Origin of the sequence: Arthrobacter sp. YAF34 (assembly GCF_052113245.1) — a bacterium.
Classification (GTDB): domain Bacteria; phylum Actinomycetota; class Actinomycetes; order Actinomycetales; family Micrococcaceae; genus Arthrobacter.
The window spans coordinates 280,905-297,371 of record NZ_JBFRCV010000003.1 but is presented as its reverse complement, the minus strand read 5'-3'; the positions used below and the strand labels follow the sequence as shown (position 1 = coordinate 297,371).

At 67.7% G+C, this 16,467-nt stretch carries 15 protein-coding genes; 9 read left to right on the top strand and 6 right to left on the bottom strand.

Annotated features, from left to right (window positions below):
- Positions 1-37: 37 nt before the first annotated feature.
- The 4 genes from AB4Y72_RS05870 to AB4Y72_RS05855 form a co-directional block, all read right to left on the bottom strand.
- Entirely contained in the window at positions 38-814 is a 777-nt protein-coding gene (locus AB4Y72_RS05870; protein WP_441425204.1) for an amino acid ABC transporter ATP-binding protein, read from the bottom strand.
- Positions 811-1,785 (bottom strand): amino acid ABC transporter permease, encoded by a 975-nt coding sequence (locus tag AB4Y72_RS05865; RefSeq protein ID WP_441425203.1) that lies wholly within the window; start codon positions 1,783-1,785, stop codon positions 811-813. Before AB4Y72_RS05865 ends, AB4Y72_RS05870 begins: the two co-directional genes overlap by 4 nt.
- A gap of 35 nt (positions 1,786-1,820) precedes the next feature.
- Positions 1,821-2,774 (bottom strand): ABC transporter substrate-binding protein, encoded by a 954-nt coding sequence (locus tag AB4Y72_RS05860; RefSeq protein WP_441425202.1) that lies wholly within the window; start codon positions 2,772-2,774, stop codon positions 1,821-1,823.
- Positions 2,775-2,997: 223 nt separating this feature from the next.
- The gene (locus tag AB4Y72_RS05855) at positions 2,998-4,443 is read right to left on the bottom strand and encodes an isochorismate synthase (RefSeq protein ID WP_441425201.1); all 1,446 of its coding nucleotides are present in this window, start codon (positions 4,441-4,443) and stop codon (positions 2,998-3,000) included.
- Between the two features lie 154 nt (positions 4,444-4,597).
- Between AB4Y72_RS05855 and AB4Y72_RS05850 the strand changes: the two genes are divergently transcribed.
- The 4 genes from AB4Y72_RS05850 (at position 4,598) to AB4Y72_RS05835 (ending at position 9,057) form a co-directional block, all read left to right on the top strand.
- The gene (locus AB4Y72_RS05850) at positions 4,598-5,389 is read left to right on the top strand and encodes a demethylmenaquinone methyltransferase (RefSeq protein ID WP_441425200.1); all 792 of its coding nucleotides are present in this window, start codon (positions 4,598-4,600) and stop codon (positions 5,387-5,389) included.
- Between the two features lie 12 nt (positions 5,390-5,401).
- Entirely contained in the window at positions 5,402-6,763 is a 1,362-nt protein-coding gene (locus AB4Y72_RS05845; RefSeq protein WP_441425199.1) for a geranylgeranyl reductase family protein, read from the top strand.
- The gene (locus AB4Y72_RS05840) at positions 6,760-7,860 is read left to right on the top strand and encodes a polyprenyl synthetase family protein (protein WP_441425198.1); all 1,101 of its coding nucleotides are present in this window, start codon (positions 6,760-6,762) and stop codon (positions 7,858-7,860) included. Before AB4Y72_RS05845 ends, AB4Y72_RS05840 begins: the two co-directional genes overlap by 4 nt.
- Positions 7,861-8,265: 405 nt before the next feature.
- A complete protein-coding gene (locus AB4Y72_RS05835; protein ID WP_441425197.1) occupies positions 8,266-9,057 on the top strand; it encodes a DUF559 domain-containing protein in 792 nt (263 codons plus the stop codon).
- Positions 9,058-9,248: 191 nt separating this feature from the next.
- Here the strand turns inward: AB4Y72_RS05835 and AB4Y72_RS05830 are convergent, their stop codons facing one another.
- A complete protein-coding gene (locus AB4Y72_RS05830; RefSeq protein WP_441425196.1) occupies positions 9,249-9,677 on the bottom strand; it encodes a hypothetical protein in 429 nt (142 codons plus the stop codon).
- Between the two features lie 20 nt (positions 9,678-9,697).
- A complete protein-coding gene (locus tag AB4Y72_RS05825) occupies positions 9,698-10,363 on the bottom strand; it encodes a trimeric intracellular cation channel family protein (protein WP_441425195.1) in 666 nt (221 codons plus the stop codon).
- 60 nt (positions 10,364-10,423) lie between these two features.
- Between AB4Y72_RS05825 and AB4Y72_RS05820 the strand changes: the two genes are divergently transcribed.
- The 5 genes from AB4Y72_RS05820 to AB4Y72_RS05800 all read left to right on the top strand — a co-directional run bounded on the left by AB4Y72_RS05820 (position 10,424) and on the right by AB4Y72_RS05800 (position 16,245).
- Positions 10,424-11,170, top strand: coding sequence for a sirohydrochlorin chelatase (locus AB4Y72_RS05820; protein WP_441425194.1), 747 nt, complete (start codon positions 10,424-10,426; stop codon positions 11,168-11,170).
- Positions 11,171-11,301: 131 nt separating this feature from the next.
- Positions 11,302-13,047, top strand: a complete 1,746-nt coding sequence (locus AB4Y72_RS05815; RefSeq protein WP_441425193.1) for a nitrite/sulfite reductase — start codon at positions 11,302-11,304, stop codon at positions 13,045-13,047.
- Positions 13,044-13,754, top strand: a complete 711-nt coding sequence (locus tag AB4Y72_RS05810) for a phosphoadenylyl-sulfate reductase (protein ID WP_441425192.1) — start codon at positions 13,044-13,046, stop codon at positions 13,752-13,754. Before AB4Y72_RS05815 ends, AB4Y72_RS05810 begins: the two co-directional genes overlap by 4 nt.
- On the top strand, positions 13,751-14,821 hold the full coding sequence (gene cysD, locus AB4Y72_RS05805) for a sulfate adenylyltransferase subunit CysD (protein ID WP_441425191.1): 1,071 nt from the start codon (positions 13,751-13,753) through the stop codon (positions 14,819-14,821). The genes AB4Y72_RS05810 and cysD overlap by 4 nt, the downstream gene beginning before the upstream one ends.
- The gene (locus AB4Y72_RS05800) at positions 14,821-16,245 is read left to right on the top strand and encodes a sulfate adenylyltransferase subunit 1 (protein WP_441425190.1); all 1,425 of its coding nucleotides are present in this window, start codon (positions 14,821-14,823) and stop codon (positions 16,243-16,245) included. Before cysD ends, AB4Y72_RS05800 begins: the two co-directional genes overlap by 1 nt.
- Positions 16,246-16,467 lie beyond the last annotated feature (222 nt).

Genomic DNA, 16,467 nt, shown 5'->3' with positions numbered 1-16,467 from the left:
CGTAGCGGCTGCCCGAAATCGGTGCGGAATACCGAAATTACAGCACCCGGCTCAGGAATTCCTTGGTGCGGGGGTGCTGCGGGTTGGCGAGGACCTCCCGCGGGTCGCCGGACTCCACGACGACGCCGCCGTCCATGAACGTCAGGCGATCGCCGACTTCGCGGGCGAAGCCGATCTCGTGGGTCACCACGATCATGGTCATGCCGGACTTTGCGAGGTCCTTCATCACGTTCAGCACGTCGCCCACGAGTTCAGGGTCCAGCGCCGAGGTGGGCTCATCGAAAAGCATGAGTTCCGGGTCCATGGCCAGGGCCCGGGCAATAGCGACACGCTGCTGCTGGCCGCCGGACAGCTGGGAGGGGTAGTGGTCGGCGCGGTCTGCGAGTCCCACCCGGTCCAGCAGTTCCAGGGCCCGTTTCCGGGCCGCTGCCTTGGACTGGCCCTTGACCTGGATGGGAGCTTCCATGATGTTCTGCAGCGCAGTCTTGTGCGGGAACAGGTTGAAACGCTGGAACACCATGCCGATCTCGCGCCGCTGGGCCGCGATCTCCTTGGTCTTCAGGTCATGGAGCCTGCCCTTGACCTCGCGGTAGCCGATCAGGTCGCCGCCCACCGAGATGCGCCCGGCACTGATGGTCTCCAGCAGGTTCACGCAGCGGAGCATGGTGGACTTGCCCGAACCGGACGGGCCGATCACGACCGACACCTCGCCCTGGTTGACGGTCAGGTCGATGCCGCGCAGCACGTGGTGCGTGCCGAAGTACTTGTGAAGGCCCTCGATCTTTACCAGCGGTTGCTCAGTGGTGATCGTCATTTCGCCTCCTCCTCGGGGAAGTCCATCTTGAGGGCCGGCTCGGCGTCGGCGCTCGGGGTCCCGGCCGCTGCGGCCTTGGCAGCCGCGGGATTCACCGCAGCCGGAACCCGGTTGTCCACGCCCTTGCCGTAGTGCGCCTCAATGAAGTGCTGGCCCACCATCAGGATGCTGGTGACCAGCAGGTACCAGAAAGCGGCGACAATCAGGAGCGGAATGGGCAGGTAGATGCGGTTGGCCAGGGCATTGGTCGCAAAGGTCAGATCCAGCGTGAACGGCACGGCCAGCACCAGCGAAGTGGTCTTGAGCATGCCGATGGTTTCATTGCCCGTCGGCGGAACGATGACCCGCATGGCCTGCGGCAGGATGATCCGCCGCATGATCTTGCCCTTGGTCATGCCGAGAGCCTCGGCGGCCTCGCTCTGGCCCTGGTCAACGGACTTCAGGCCGGCACGGAAGATCTCCGCGAGATACGCGGATTCATTCAGACCCAGGCCCAGGATGGCCGGGATCAGACCGTGCGTGGGATCCGAAGTCACCCAAGTGAACGTGGCCGGGCCAAACGGGATTCCGAGGGCGATCGTCGGATAAAGAACAGTCGCGAGGCCCCAGAAGAGCAGCTGCGTGTAGACCGGGGTGCCGCGGAAGAACCAGACCCAGGTCCAGCTGGACCAGCGGAACACGGGGTTGTCAGACTGCCGCATGAAAGCCAGCAGGATGGCCAGCACGATCGCCAGGACCATGGACGCAAACGTCAAGACCAAGGTCCAGACAACGCCCTGGACCACCTTGGTGTCCAGGATGTAGGTGCCCACGACGTCCCAACGGAAGTTGGGGTTCGTGAACAGGCTCTGCAGGAAGGCGGCTAGGAAGCCGACGATGATGATGGCGCTGATCCAGCGGCCGGGGTGCCGCACGGGTACTGAATTGTTCAGAACCGGTGCGGCCTGGCCGGCGGCAGTATGGCTGTCCATCTGTGTCCCTGATGTGTGTTCGGTTGACGGGAGGCTCAAGATGAAACCGCCGGGTTGACCTCGGACTTGGTGATGGCGCCGTCAGCGGCGCCCCAGCCGTCCAGGATCTTCTTGTAAGAGCCGTCTTCCATCAGCTTGGTGACGGTCTTCTGGATGACGTCGGCCAAAGCCTTGTCCGACTTGGCGATGGCGATGCCCTGGGGAGCGGCGTCGTAGACGTCGCCGAGCTTCTCGAGCTGGCCGTTGGTCTGCGTCAGCGCGTAGCCGATGATGGGGGAGTCGGCCGCCATCGCATCGATGCTGCCGTTGACCAGGCGGGTGGTGATGTCCGTCTGGGTCTTGAGCGTCACAATGTTGATCGGCTGCTTGCCCGCGGAGGTGCACTTCTTGTTGCGGCCCGAGAGGTCCGGATCTTCCTGGATGGTGCCGGTCTGCACGCCCACGGACTTGCCGCAGAGGTCATCCAGGGAGATCTTCTTCGGGTTGCCCATCTGCACGGCCCAGGCGGTGCCGGCGTTGAAGTAGCTGACCATGTTCACCGCGGCGAGCCGCTCAGGGTTGATCGTGAAGGAGGAGATGCCGAGATCGTACTTCGGGCCCAGGGCCGGAAGGATGCCGGTGAATTCGGCCGTCTGGACCTGGACCTTCAGGCCCAGCGCGGCGCCGATCGCCTTGGCGATGTCGACGTCGTAGCCCACGGGGGTCTGGCCGTCGGTGCCGAGGAATTCGGCCGGTGCATAGGAGGTATCCGAGCCCACGGTCAGGGTGCCTTTGGACTTGATCGCCGAGGGCACCATGGCCGCCAGGGCGTCGTCCTTCTGGACCGTGCTGGGGTCAAAGCTGGCCTTGGCACTGCCGGAGGCGGAGGCCGCGCCGGAGGTGCCGGTCTCGGAGGCGTTCGTGCAGGCCGACAAGGCCAATGCGCTCACGGCGAGGACCGTGGCGGCCCGCAGCGCGGGGTTGCTCAGGAGCGAACGGGAGATCTGCATTTGATTACCTTTTGTGCCGAAGGGATGCGTAACGAGGCCGGTTTATAGTGTAGCGCCGAACAAGAGATGTACGTCACAGAAAACTTAGTTTTCCTATTGGATAACTAAATCAGACCCAAATGCAATATCTCCAACGGCCTATCTGTCTGTAATCCCGGATGCCGCAGATTCGTCAGCTGCGCCCGTGAGGCCAGCAGTGCAAGCCGGCGGGCGGCAGCAAGGGCTAGCTGCTGATGCCGAGCGATTCCAGCATCGGGCGGAACTTCGCCCAGGTCTCGGCGAGCTCGGTCTCGGGCACCGAGCCGTCCACCACGCCGCAGCCGGCGTACAGCCGGACGGTCTGCGGAGATTCGATCACCGCACCCCGCAGGGCGATGCCCCACTCGCCGTTGCCGGCCGCGTCGAGCCAGCCGACCGGGCCGGCGTAGGGGCCGCGGTCCAGGTTCTCAAGCTTGCGGATCAGTGCGCCGGCCACCGTGGTGGGCGTGCCGCAGACGGCGGCGGTCGGGTGCAGCGCGTTGATGAGGGCCAGGCATGTGGGGACGTGGCCTTCCACCTCGGCCAGCTCGGCCTTGACGTCCGAGGCCAGGTGCCACACGTTGGGCAGTTCCAGGATGAACGGCTCGCTGTGCGCGTTCATGGCCTCGGAAAACGGGGCCAGCTGCGTGGTCAGGGACTGGATGGCGATGTCGTGTTCGTGCCGCTGCTTCTCCGACCCGGCCAGCACGCGCTCCGCGAATTCCAAAGGGGAACCGTCCATGCCGTCGGCGTCGCGTCGGTCCAGGGTGCCGGCCAGGACGCGGGCCTGCGCCGTGCGGCCTTCCACCTGGATCAGCATCTCGGGTGTGGCGCCCACGAGCCCGTCCACCCCGTAGGTCCAGCATTCGCGGTACCGGGCGGACAGTTCGCGCAGCACCTGGGCCGCATTGACGCCGGTCGGGACGGTGGCTACGACGTCGCGGGCCAGCACCAGTTTCTCCAGGGCGCCGGTACGGATTTCCTGGACCCCGGCGGCGACGGCAGCCATCCAGGCCTCCTCGCTGAGCGAGCCGGTGTGCAGAGTTGCCCCGGCTGCCAGCGGCAACGGGCGGACGACGGCGCCGCCGGACTGTGCGGGCCGCGGGGACGGGTCGACCGTCACCGAGCGGGCCCCCGACGCCGGGCCGTCGACCAGGGTTCCGGAGCTGCCGCCGGCGGCACCGGTCCTGCCCCTACCGTTGCCGCCCTTTCTGGTGCTGCCGGTTCCAAGCCAGCGGTCCAGGGCGGCGCGGGCGCCAGCTGCGGTGAGTTCGCCGTCGTCGAGCGTGAGCTGGGTCAGCCAGGCGTTGCCGTCACGGAGTCCCACGACGATTTCGGGGACCAGGAGCCGGGACTCGTGGGCAGAGAGTTTGGAGAATGCGAAGGAGCCAAACGCGACCGGGCCCGTGCCGGGGCAGTCCACGGCGTCCTCGATGTCCGCCTCCAGGACCAGGTGGCGCCACCAGATGTCCGCTTCCAGGAACCGTTCGGGGCCGGTGGCGGTGAACCGGGCGATCTCGCCGAAGCCCACGAGCCCGGCCTCGCGGCGGGTCCAGCAGAGGACATCATCCCGGACCAGAAACGACGGCAGGCCCCCGGGGAAAGTGTCGGCATCGAGGGGGACTGTCAAGGTGCGGAACGTGCTCGTCATGATGGCATAACACTAGCCCGTGATCGCCAGTGGCGTGGATAAACGCGGACCGGCCCGGGGATGGGAGCCGCCGGCGGGGCCGTAGCCGCAGGTGAAAGCGGCGTTGAATGGCGGCCCGTTCGTGGGGAAGCCGATCATTTGAGACAATGTGATGGTGAACCGAGCATCCTTGGATAAGCGTCCGGACGAAGTAGCCACGATGTTTGACGACGTCGCCCCCAAATACGACGTCGTCAACGATGTCCTGTCGATGGGGCAGACGCGCCGCTGGCGCAAGGTAGTGGTGGAGGCCGTGGGCGTTAAGCCCGGCCAGCGCGTGCTGGATCTTGCCGCCGGCACGGGCACATCCAGCGAGCCCTACGCCGACGCCGGCATCGACGTCATCGCCTGCGATTTCTCCCTTGGCATGCTCAAGGTCGGCAAGCGCCGGCGCCCCGACATCGACTTCGTCGCCGGGGACGCCACCCGGCTGCCGTTTGCGGACGACACCTTTGACGCCAGTACCATCTCCTTCGGCCTGCGCAACGTCAACGAGCCCAAGAAGGCCCTGGCCGAGATGCTGCGGGTCACCAAGCCCGGCGGCCGGCTGGTCATCGCGGAGTTCTCCCAGCCCGTCGTGCCGCTCTGGCGCACCATGTACACCGAATACCTCATGCGCGCCCTGCCGGCCATCGCCGTCAAGGTCTCGTCCAACCCGGACGCCTACGTCTACCTCGCCGAGTCGATCCGGGCATGGCCGGACCAGGACCACCTGGCGGCGTGGCTGCAGGAGGCAGGCTGGGAATCGGTCACCTACCGGAACCTCAGTGGCGGCATCGTCGCCGTGCACCGGGCCCAGAAGCCGGCCGGCCCGGCGACGGATCCCTCGGCGGGCGCGACGGCGCTGGCTAACCACACCGGACCCGTGGCCAAGCTGCGCCGCAACACCGCCCGGCCCGGACGTTAGCCGATCCGCGTCGTGAATGTACTGATCGTCGGAGCAGGCCCGGCCGGATCCACCGCCGCCTACTACCTCGCCAAGGCCGGCATTGACGTCACGGTCCTGGAAAAAACCAGCTTTCCGCGCGAAAAGGTCTGCGGTGACGGGCTCACGCCGCGCGCGGTCCGGGAAATCCAGAAGTTGGGTCTCGCGCATCCCGAATCGGAGGGCTGGCGGCGGAACAAGGGCCTGCGGCTGATCGCCGGCGGCCGCACGATCGAACTGCCCTGGCCGGAGGTCGCCGACTTCCCGCAGTACGGGCTGATCCGGACCCGCCTCGGCTTCGACGAACAACTGGCCCGCCACGCCCAGTCCGCGGGCGCCGTCGTGCTGGAGCGCCACAGCGTCACCGAAGCCCTGCGCGCCGAGGACGGCCGCGTCACCGGGGTCCGCGCCGCGCTGTTGGACGACGCCGGGCGCAAGACGGGCGAAACCCGCGAATTCACCGCCGACGTCGTCCTTGCCGCGGACGGCAACTCGACGCGCACCGCCGTCTCGCTGGGCCTCCGGAAACGTGACGACCGGCCGCTCGGTGTGGCTGTGCGGACCTACTTCACGTCACCGCGGCACGACGACGACTGGATGGAAGGCTGGCTGGAGCTTCCCGGCCGCGACGGCAAGCTGCTCCCCGGCTACGGCTGGGTGTTCGGCGTCGGGGACGGCACCTCCAACGTCGGCCTGGGCATCCTGAACTCCTCGAAGGACTTCGGCAAGCTGGACTACAAGCAGGTGCTGCGCGAATGGACCGCCGGCATGCCCGGCGAATGGGGCTTCACCCCGGAGAACCAGGTGGGAGAGATCCGCGGCGCCGCGCTGCCCATGGGCTTCAACCGCACCCCGCACTACTCGCCGGGCCTGCTGCTGCTCGGCGACGCCGGCGGCATGGTGTCCCCGTTCAACGGCGAGGGCATCTCCTACGCCATGGAGTCGGCCCGCTATGCGGCCGAATTCATCATCGACGGCGCCGCCCGGTCCGCTTCCGCGGGCTGGGGCGCGGTAGCCACCGACGCGCACCTTGCCCGGTACGCCGACTACATCCAGGAGCAGTGGGGCTCCCACTTCACGTTGGGCCGGGCGTTCGCGGCCATGATCGGGAAGCCGGCCGTGATGAAACTGGCCCTCCGGACCGGCATGCCCATCCCGGTGCTCATGCGGTTCGTGGTGCGGATGCTGGCCAACCTCACCGATCCAGCCGCCAAGGGCTTCGAGGACCGGGTCATCCGGGTCCTGGAATCCCTGGTTCCCGCCACGTCCAACCAGGCACCGTCCACCACGGACCACGTTCCGCACTCCGGCACCAACTCCGCGGATTCCGCAACAAAAGTTAGGGTTAACCCGTGACCAACTCTGCAGACCAAAGCTGGACGCACGCCGGACACGGCCTGCCGAGCTCTGAACCCGACCTCAACACCACGGCGATCGCCACCGGCCTGCAACTGCCGGCAGGCTTCGCGGCGATCGCGGGCGACCCGGAACTGGGCCCGGCGATCACCACCAACCTGGCACGGGTCGAAAAGAAGCTCCGCGAGGCCATCGCCAACTCGGATCCGCTGGCTGATGCGACGTCGCGCCACCTCGTGGAAGCCGGCGGCAAGCGCATCCGCCCGCTCCTGACCCTGCTGTGCGCCCACCTCGGCGATGCGTCCCTGCCCGCCGTGGTGCAGGCCGCCGTCGTCGTGGAACTGACGCACCTGGCCACCCTGTACCACGATGACGTCATGGATTCCGCGCCGTTCCGCCGCGGCGCGCCCACGGCACACGAGGTGTGGGGCAACTCCGTTGCCGTGCTGACCGGCGACCTCATCTTTGCGCGCGCCTCCATCCTCGTCTCGGAGCTCGGGTCCCGCGCGCTTGGCATCCAGGCACGGACCTTCGAGCGGCTCTGCCTGGGCCAGCTGCACGAGACCGTGGGGCCCCGGCCGGACGAGGATCCCCTGGCGCACTACCTGTCCGTCATCGCGGACAAGACGGGCTCGCTCGTGGCGGCCTCAGGCCAGCTCGGCGCCATCTTCTCCGGCGCCGATGAAGCCTATGAGCCCTTCCTGGTCGAGTACGGCGAGAAGGTCGGCGTGGCCTTCCAGCTAGCCGACGACGTCATCGACGTCACCGGCGTCAAGGTCAAGTCCGGCAAATCTCCCGGAACCGACCTGCGCGAAGGGGTCCCCACCCTGCCGGTGCTGCTGCTGCGCAACGCCGCCCGCGACGGCGACAGCTCCGCCGTCGAACTGCTGAAGCTGATCGACGGCGACCTCAGCTCGGACGAGGCCCTGGCCGCTGCGGTGGCCGGCCTCCGGGAGCACCCCGTCACCGCGGAGTCCTGGGTGGTGGCGCGGGCATGGGCCGATGAAGCCATTGCCGCCCTGGCCCCGCTGCCCGAAGGCGTCGTCAAAGATTCGCTGACCAGCTTCGCGCACGCGGTAGTGGACCGCAGCAGCTAAGGCGGGCCGCCGCCGCGGTCGCACGCCGCTGCCGCCGTCTCACGCCGCCTCCCGGGTTGACGATTCTTAAACGGATTGGCCCCGGTTCTTCACAACGATCGAGTCATCCGTTGTGCGGAACCGGGGCCATTTCTCCGTTCGCATCAGATTCACCGGAGGCATGTGGTGAACCCAAGAAAGAGACTATGACAGAAATGTCACACTGTCCAGCGTTTTTGTAAATTGCTTGTCACAAGTTTCGCTGGTGCAGCGTCGGAATCTCCCCACCTCTGGATGGGGAGGGTTCTAAAACGGTGGCGGCACGCCGTGCGGCGGCGCCAAACCCGGGGAGAATCGGCGCCGGAACTTTCCACATAAGCGCCAAGACGGCTGTCGGATCACCCGGCGCAGGGCTGTGCTGGGTTCATGGACCTCACCAGTTACCTCAAGTACGCCGGCTCGGTGGCCCGGACCGGGACGCTGTTGCAGGCTGGATTCTCGGAGCGGAGCATCAGGAATGCAGTCGCGGCAGGAGAGATGCAGCGGTTGCGCCACGGCGTCGTGGCACTGGCGGGGCCGGAACCTGATCTGATCGCCGCCGTGCTGGCCAACGGCCTGCTGTGCTGTGCCTCGGCGGCCCCGCACCACAGGCTTTGGCAGCTCCACCCCCCAGAGCGGCTGCATTTGCTGTGTCGGCATGGCATGGCCGCCGGTGCGGTCATCCACCGCGGCAGCGTGGTGCCGCCGGAGTTTCCGCGGCCCGTGGCTGGACTCACTGACACCCTGCTCCATGCCCTGCGCTGCCTGCCCTCGGTCGATGCCGCCGTCATGGTGGAAAGTGCCCTGCTGCAGGGCCGCACCACGCTCGATTACCTCAGGCAGCGGCTGCCGGGAAACCGGAACGGTGCCGCCCGTGCAGTCCTGGAGCTGGTAGACGGCACGGCTGACTCTGCAATCGAAGTCGTGGCCAGACTGCTCTTCAGGAGCCAGGGCATCTACACCCAGACGCAGGTAAACCTGCCGCGGATCGGCTTCGTGGACTTCCTGCTCGAAGGATTCCTGATCGTGGAGATCGACGGGAGCACTCATCTTGAGCCGGCACAGGTCAAGAAGGACCGGGAGCGGAACAACGCCAGCACGCTGACGGGCTACGCCGTGCTCCGGTACGGGTATCACGACGTCGTCTACAACCCGCAGAAAATCGTCGATGAGGTGTGACAGGTGCTGCGCGGCCGCGTCATCCACTGAATTTCCCCAGGTTTGGACTTCAGACGCCGCAAAATACCCGCGGTTCTGCCCGACACTCCGGCGAGGGACGCCAAACATGGGGAGAATCGGCGGCCGGAGAGCCGGGCCGAGGGAGAAGCAGGAGAAGGAGGAGGGTGAATGAGGAGACGGGCGGCGGAGGCCTAGTCCTCGTCCTCGTCGGTGAAGGCCCACTCGAACATGTCGAAGACGAATTCCGAGAAGGTGCCTTCCTCGCTCTTCCACTGGCCGCGGGCGTTGTTGCGGCGGTACACGATCGGATCCGGAATGCTGAGGTCCCCCACGCGGAAGCCCCAGGTGAACTGTTCCTCCTCGTCCTCGAGGAACATCAGGAAGCCCTCGTCATCGACTTCGAGTTCCTCCGGGTCCCAGAAGTAGTGGTAGGCCTCCATGAGGTCCTCGCAGCCGCCAAGGGCCAGGTAGAACTCGCGCAGGACCAGCGGGACCTGGAACTGGTGCTCGGCGAGGGCGGCGTCGAGTTCGTCGGCCGGGAGGCCATCTTCTTCCTGCCATTCGTCTTCGAGATACTTCGGAACAAGCGCGCGGAATTTCTCGAGGAACATGTCAGTCATGGTCTTATCCTAGCTAATCCCTAGCCGCCGTTTTCCGCCGCGTCCAGGCCGAGCCGGTGCCAGCCGCGGACCGCCAGCGGAACGTACCAGTGGCGCCGCCAGGCCGTGACCCGGAAGGCGAAGACTAGCGCGGCGACGGCCGAGGCGGTCACCGCGGTGAAGGTCCCGGTGAGGGACAGGACGACGGTCGAGGCCGCCCCCGCGAAGGCGGGGAGTGCGTACAGGTCCTTGGGGTCGAAAAGCTGCGGTACCTCGTTGGCGGTGATATCCCGCAGCAGGCCGCCGCCTACCGCCGTCGTGACGCCCAGCAGGACGGCTGCCACGGGATTCATCCCGCCGGCCAGGGCCTTGAGCGTGCCGGTGATGCAGAACAGGGCCAAGCCGCCGGCGTCGAACAGGATCAGCAGCGAGGTGAACCGCTGGACGCTGGAGAACAGGAAATACACCAGCACCGTGGCGAGCAGCGGAGGCGCCAAATACGCCGGGTTGGTGAAGGCCGCGGGCGGGCCCGCGTTGATGATGATGTCGCGGATCACGCCACCGCCCAGGCTCACCACCGAGGCCAGGAGCAACGAGCCGATGATGTCGAACTGCTTCCGCGCCGCCAGCAGCGAACCGGAGACCGCAAAGAAGAAGACGCCGGCGAGGTCAAGCCAGACCAGGACAATGCTGAAGGAGAAGGTCATGAAGCGTCCCGGTCGATAACAAGGGGCGGATAGGGCGGCTCCAAGGTTACGCTAACGGCTATGAATAGCCCCATCCTGATCGCCTGCGCCCACGGCACGTCCAGCCCGCTCGGAGCCGCGGAGGTCAACGCACTCCGGGACGGCATCGCCGCGCTGCGTCCGGGACTGGACGTCCGCGAGTCCTACGTCGACGTGCAGGATCCGGACCTGCCCGCCGTCGTGGCAGGGTTGCCGGCGGGGGAGTGCGCCGTCGTGGTCCCGCTGCTGCTCAGCGTCGGCTACCACGTCAAGGTGGATATTGCCCGGGCCGTGAAGGGCCGGCCGGACACCCTGGCGGCGGCGCCGCTGGGGCCGGATCCGCGGCTCGCCGCGCTGCTGGACCAGAGGCTGCGCGAGGCAGGGGTGACTGACAACGACGCCGTAATCCTCGCCGCTGCCGGGTCCTCCGATCCCGGCGCGGCACAGAACATCGAGGAACTGACAGACCAGCTCCGTGCCCTGCGGTCCAACCGGATCGTGGCGGCCTACGGCGCCTCCGCCGAGCCTTCAGTTCCCGACGCCGTCGCCATGCTCCGCGAGGAGGCGGCCGGCGGGGCCGGCGCGGGGGAGTCGGCCGGCGCGGTGGACCTTGGCGGACGGGTGGTCATCGCCTCCTATCTCCTGGCCCCCGGCTTCTTCCACGACCAGCTGGCCAAGGCCGGCGCGGACCTGGTGACGGCGCCGCTGCTGCCCTCTCCGGTCCTCGCCGAAATTGCCCTGGAGCGCTACGACGCCGCGCTGGCCGAAGCCCCACGACGCCGGCCCTGACGGTCCCCGCCCCTGCACAGCCCCGCGGCGGGTTCAAGGCCTAACGGCGGTTCGTGACGAATTGTTGCCCTAGGTGACTCTCCATTTCTGACCCTTTGTGACGGGATTCCGGCCGCCCCTACAGTCGATGCATGACTGATACAGCTCTAGCCGGAGCGTCCACGGACGAGGCTGCCGCCGGCCGCCCCAAGCGCCCCTCCCGACCCGCCGCCAAGCCGCACGGGCAGTGGAAAGTGGACGGCACCACGCCACTGAACGCCAACGAAACCTGGAAACAGGAAGACAACGGCCTCAACGTCCGCGAGCGTATCGAGTCCGTCTATGCCAAGCACGGCTTCGACTCGATCGACGGCACCGACCTGCACGGCCGCTTCCGCTGGTGGGGGCTCTACACCCAGCGCAAACCCGGAATCGACGGCGGCAAGACCGCCACCCTTGAACCGCACGAACTCGAAGACAAATACTTCATGCTCCGGGTACGGATCGACGGCGGTGCGCTCACCACCGAGCAGTTGCGCGTCATCGGCCAGATCTCCGTGGACTTCGCCCGGGACTCGGCCGACCTCACGGACCGCCAGAACATCCAGCTGCACTGGATCCGGGTCGATGACGTGCCGGAGATCTGGCGCCGGCTCGAAGCCGTGGGCCTGTCCACCACCGAGGCCTGCGGCGACGTCCCCCGCGTCATCCTCGGCTCCCCGGTGGCGGGCATCGCCAAGGACGAGATCATCGATCCCACGCCGCTGATCCAGGAACTCGGAGAACGCTTCATCGGCGACCCGGAACTGGCCAACCTGCCGCGCAAATTCAAGACCGCCATCACCGGCCACCCCAGCCAGGACGTGGTCCACGAGATCAACGACGTCGCCCTGGTGGGCTTGGTCCACCCCGAACTCGGCATCGGCTACGACCTCTGGGTGGGCGGAGCGCTCTCCACCAACCCCATGCTCGGCAAACGGCTCGGCGCCTTCGTCCGCCCGGACCAGGCCGCCGACGTCTGGCTCGGCGTCACCAGCATCTTCCGGGACTACGGCTACCGGCGCATGCGCACCAAGGCCCGGCTGAAGTTCCTGCTCGCCGACTGGGGACCAGAGAAGTTCCGGCAGGTCCTCGAGGATGAATACCTCGGGTACAAACTCTCCGACGGCCCCGCCGCGCCCAAGCCGTCCACGCCCGGCGACCACATCGGCGTGCACGAGCAAAAAGACGGCAGATTCTTCATCGGCGCCACCCCGCTCGCCGGCCGCCTCTCCGGCAGCCAGCTCGTCAAGTTCGCGGACACCCTGGAGGCCCGCGGCTCACGGCGCCTGCGCACCACCCCGCACCAGAAGCTCGTGGTCCTCGACGTGCCCAAGGACGAGGTGGCCCCGCTCGTGGCCGAGCTCGACGCGCTGGGCCTGTCCGCCCGGCCGTCCGTGTTCCGCCGCGGCACCATCGCCTGCACCGGCATCGAGTTCTGCAAGCTCGCCATCGTGGAAACGAAGGTCACGGCGGCGACGGCGGTTGCCGAGCTGGAGCGTCGCCTGGCCGACCTCGCCGCGAGCGGGCAGCTGCCCCAGGCACTGTCCCTGCACATCAACGGCTGCCCCAACTCGTGCGCCCGGATCCAGACGGCGGACATCGGTCTCAAGGGCATGATGCTGCCCACGCCCGACGGCGACCCCACCCCGGGCTTCCAGGTCCACCTCGGCGGCGGCCTGGCATCCGACAGCCGCGAGGAGGCCGGCCTGGGCCGCACCGTCCGCGGACTCAAGGTCTATGTCGAGGATCTCCCCGACTATGTGGAGCGCGTGGTCCGGAAGTTCGTCGCCGACCGTTCCGAGGGCCAGAGCTTCGCCGAATGGGCCTTCGCCGCGGAGGAGGGTGATCTGCAGTGACCGCAGCCCTCCGCACCCACGAGGAGCTCAGGACCCTTGCCGAGGCCGGCGCCGCCGAGCTCGGCTGGGACGCCCCGGCCCGCGACGTCATCGCCTGGGTAGCCCGCAACTTCGAGCTGCCTGCGGTGGCCGTCGCGTGCTCCATGGCCGACGCCGTCCTGCCCGCGCTCGTCGCTGACCAGCTCCCCGGCATCGACGTCCTGTTCCTTGAGACCGGCTACCACTTCCCGGAGACGTACGCGACGCGCGACGAGGTCGCGGCCAACCTGCACGTCAACGTCGTGGACGTGCTGCCGGAGAACACCGTGGAGCAGCAAGACCGGCTCCTGGGCAAGGACCTCTTCGCCCGCGACCCCGCCCAGTGCTGCGCCCTGCGCAAGGTGGATCCGCTGCGCCGCACCCTGGCCGGCTACGAGCTCTGGTTCACCGGGGTCCGCCGCGACGAGGCCCCCACCCGCACCAACACGCCGCTGGTCACCTGGGACGAGGCCAATGGCCTGGTCAAGGTCAACCCGGTGGCGGCGTGGACCTTCGACCAGCTGGTGCAGTATTCCGACGATAACCTCCTGCCCGTCAACCCGCTGCTTTCACAGGGCTACCCGTCCATTGGCTGCCAGCCCTGCACCCGCAAGGTGGCGCCCGGCGACGACCCCCGCGCCGGACGCTGGGCAGGAACCGACAAGACAGAATGCGGACTACACGTATGAGAACTCAAATCACCAACGAGGACCTGGAGCTGTCTGGGCTGGACAACGACGCTGCTGAGACGCCGATTGCCGCCCCGGGAGTGGCATCGGGCCTGTCGGAGCCGCGCGCTGGGCTGATCGAAGATCAGCCGCGCGGCGCAGGGGCGGGGGCGGCAATCGGCGTCACAGCCCCGGGCCGCCTTTCCAGCCTGGACACGCTCGAGTCGGAGGCCATTCATATCATCCGCGAGGTCGTTGCCGAGTTCGAGAAGCCTGCGCTGCTGTTCTCCGGCGGCAAAGACTCCGTGGTGATGCTGCACCTCGCCACCAAGGCTTTCTGGCCGGGGAAGGTTCCGTTTCCGGTTTTGCATGTGGACACCGGGCACAACTTCCCGGAGGTCATCGAGTTTCGCGACCGGACCGTGGAGCGGCTGGGCCTCAAGCTGGTGGTCGGGTCCGTCCAGGAGTTCATCGATTCCGGCGAGCTGGCCGAGCGTGCCGACGGCACCCGCAATCCGCTGCAGACCGTGCCGCTGCTGGATGCGATCCAGCGCAACAAGTTCGACGCCGTCTTCGGCGGCGGCCGCCGGGACGAGGACAAGGCCCGGGCCAAGGAACGGATCCTGAGCCTGCGCGACGAGTTCGGCCAGTGGGATCCGCGCAATCAGCGCCCCGAGCTGTGGAACCTGTACAACGGCCGGCACACGGTGGGCCAGCATGTCCGGGCCTTCCCGATCAGCAACTGGACCGAACTGGATGTGTGGCGCTACATCGAGCGCGAGAACATCGAACTGCCGGGCCTGTACTACGCCCATGAGCGCGAAGTCTTCGCCCGCGACGGCATGTGGCGCGCCGTCGGCGACGTCTCCCAGCCGCGCGACCACGAGGACGTCATCACCAAAACCGTCCGCTACCGGACCGTCGGCGACATGTCCTGCACCGGCGCCGTGGAATCGGCCGCCGCCACCGTGCGCGACGTCGTCATCGAGGTTGCCGCCTCCACCATCACCGAACGTGGCGCCACCCGGGCCGATGACCGCATCTCCGAGGCCGCCATGGAAGACCGCAAGAAGGACGGCTATTTCTAATGAGCACGGAAACGTTTCTCCCGGCCCCGGATCTCGCAGCCGCGGCGCTGCCCACCACGCTGTTCCGCTTCGCCACCGCCGGCTCCGTCGACGACGGCAAGTCCACGCTGGTGGGCCGGCTCCTGCACGATTCCAAGGCGATCCTCGCCGACCAGCTCGACGCCGTCGCCCGCACTTCCGCGGACCGCGGGTTCGGGGGTTCGGGTGGCGGGATCGACCTCGCCCTGCTGACCGACGGCCTGCGTGCCGAGCGCGAGCAGGGCATCACCATCGACGTGGCCTACCGCTACTTCGCCACGGACCGGCGCAGCTTCATCCTCGCGGACTGCCCCGGGCACGTGCAGTACACCAAGAACACGGTGACCGGGGCATCCACCGCGGACGCCGTCGTCGTGCTGATCGACGCCCGCAAGGGTGTCCTGGAGCAGACCCGCCGGCACCTGTCCGTGCTGCAGCTGCTGCGCGTGGCGCACGTGATCGTCGCCGTGAACAAAATCGACCTCGTGGACTTCAGCGAGGACGTGTTCCGCGCGATCGAGGCGGACGTCCAGCGGGTGGGGCGCGAACTCGGGCTTGGTTCCGATGGAGTGGCGGATCTCCGGGTCATTCCCGTGTCCGCGCTCGACGGCGACAACGTTGTGGACCGCTCGGAGCGCACGCCCTGGTATGACGGCCCGGCGCTCCTGGAAGTCCTGGAGACCCTGCCGGCCGCCGACGAGCTCGAAAGCCATCTGGAGAGTTTCCGGTTCCCGGTCCAGCTGGTCATCCGGCCGCAAGGTGCGCTGGCCCCCGGCGCCGTTGCCGGCGGCCTCGATCCGGAGGCTTACCGCGACTACCGCGCCTACGCCGGCCAGATCACTGAGGGCTCCGTGAGGCTGGGGGACCAGGTCAGTGTGCTCACCCCGGGGCAGGCCCCGCGCACCACCACGGTGACCGGCATCGACTTTGCCGGCCGCGAACTCGCCGAGGCGGTGGCGCCGCAGTCGGTGGCCCTGCGTCTGGCGGATGAATTCGACGTCGCCCGGGGCGACACGATCGCGGCGACCGGGGCCGCCGGTGGGAAAACACCTGAGAGCAGCGCGGACGTGTACGCGGCCCTGTGCTGGCTCTCGCCCAAGCCGCTGCGGGAAGGCGCCAAGGTGCTGGTCAAACACGGCACCAGCACGGTCCAGGCCCTGGTCCGGAACGTGACGGGCAGGCTCGACCTCGCCAGCTTTAGCCTGGAACCCACCACCACCCTGGAGCTCAACGACATCGGCCACGCGCAACTCCGGCTCGCCGCCGCGCTCCCGCTGGAGAACTACCTGCACCACCGCCGCACCGGGGCGTTCCTCGTGATCGACCCGCTCGACGGCAACACTCTGGCCGCAGGCCTGGTCAAGGACCATCCCGGCGACCACGAGGACGAGCGCTACTCGATCTAAGCCACATGTCACACGGGCGCAGCCTGTTTCCCCGCCGCCGTGTGCGGCGTTTCGGGAAACAGGCTGCCGTCGTTTGGGGCACAATGTGACGCTGCGTGAACCCGCGTGACCCCCGGTTTCCGGGCCGTTGAACCGCGATTATGACACTCCCTATGGTGAATGAATGAAGACGACGGAACGGTTCCCCGGCCTCCCGGGCAGGGACTCCCAGGGGCGATGTCG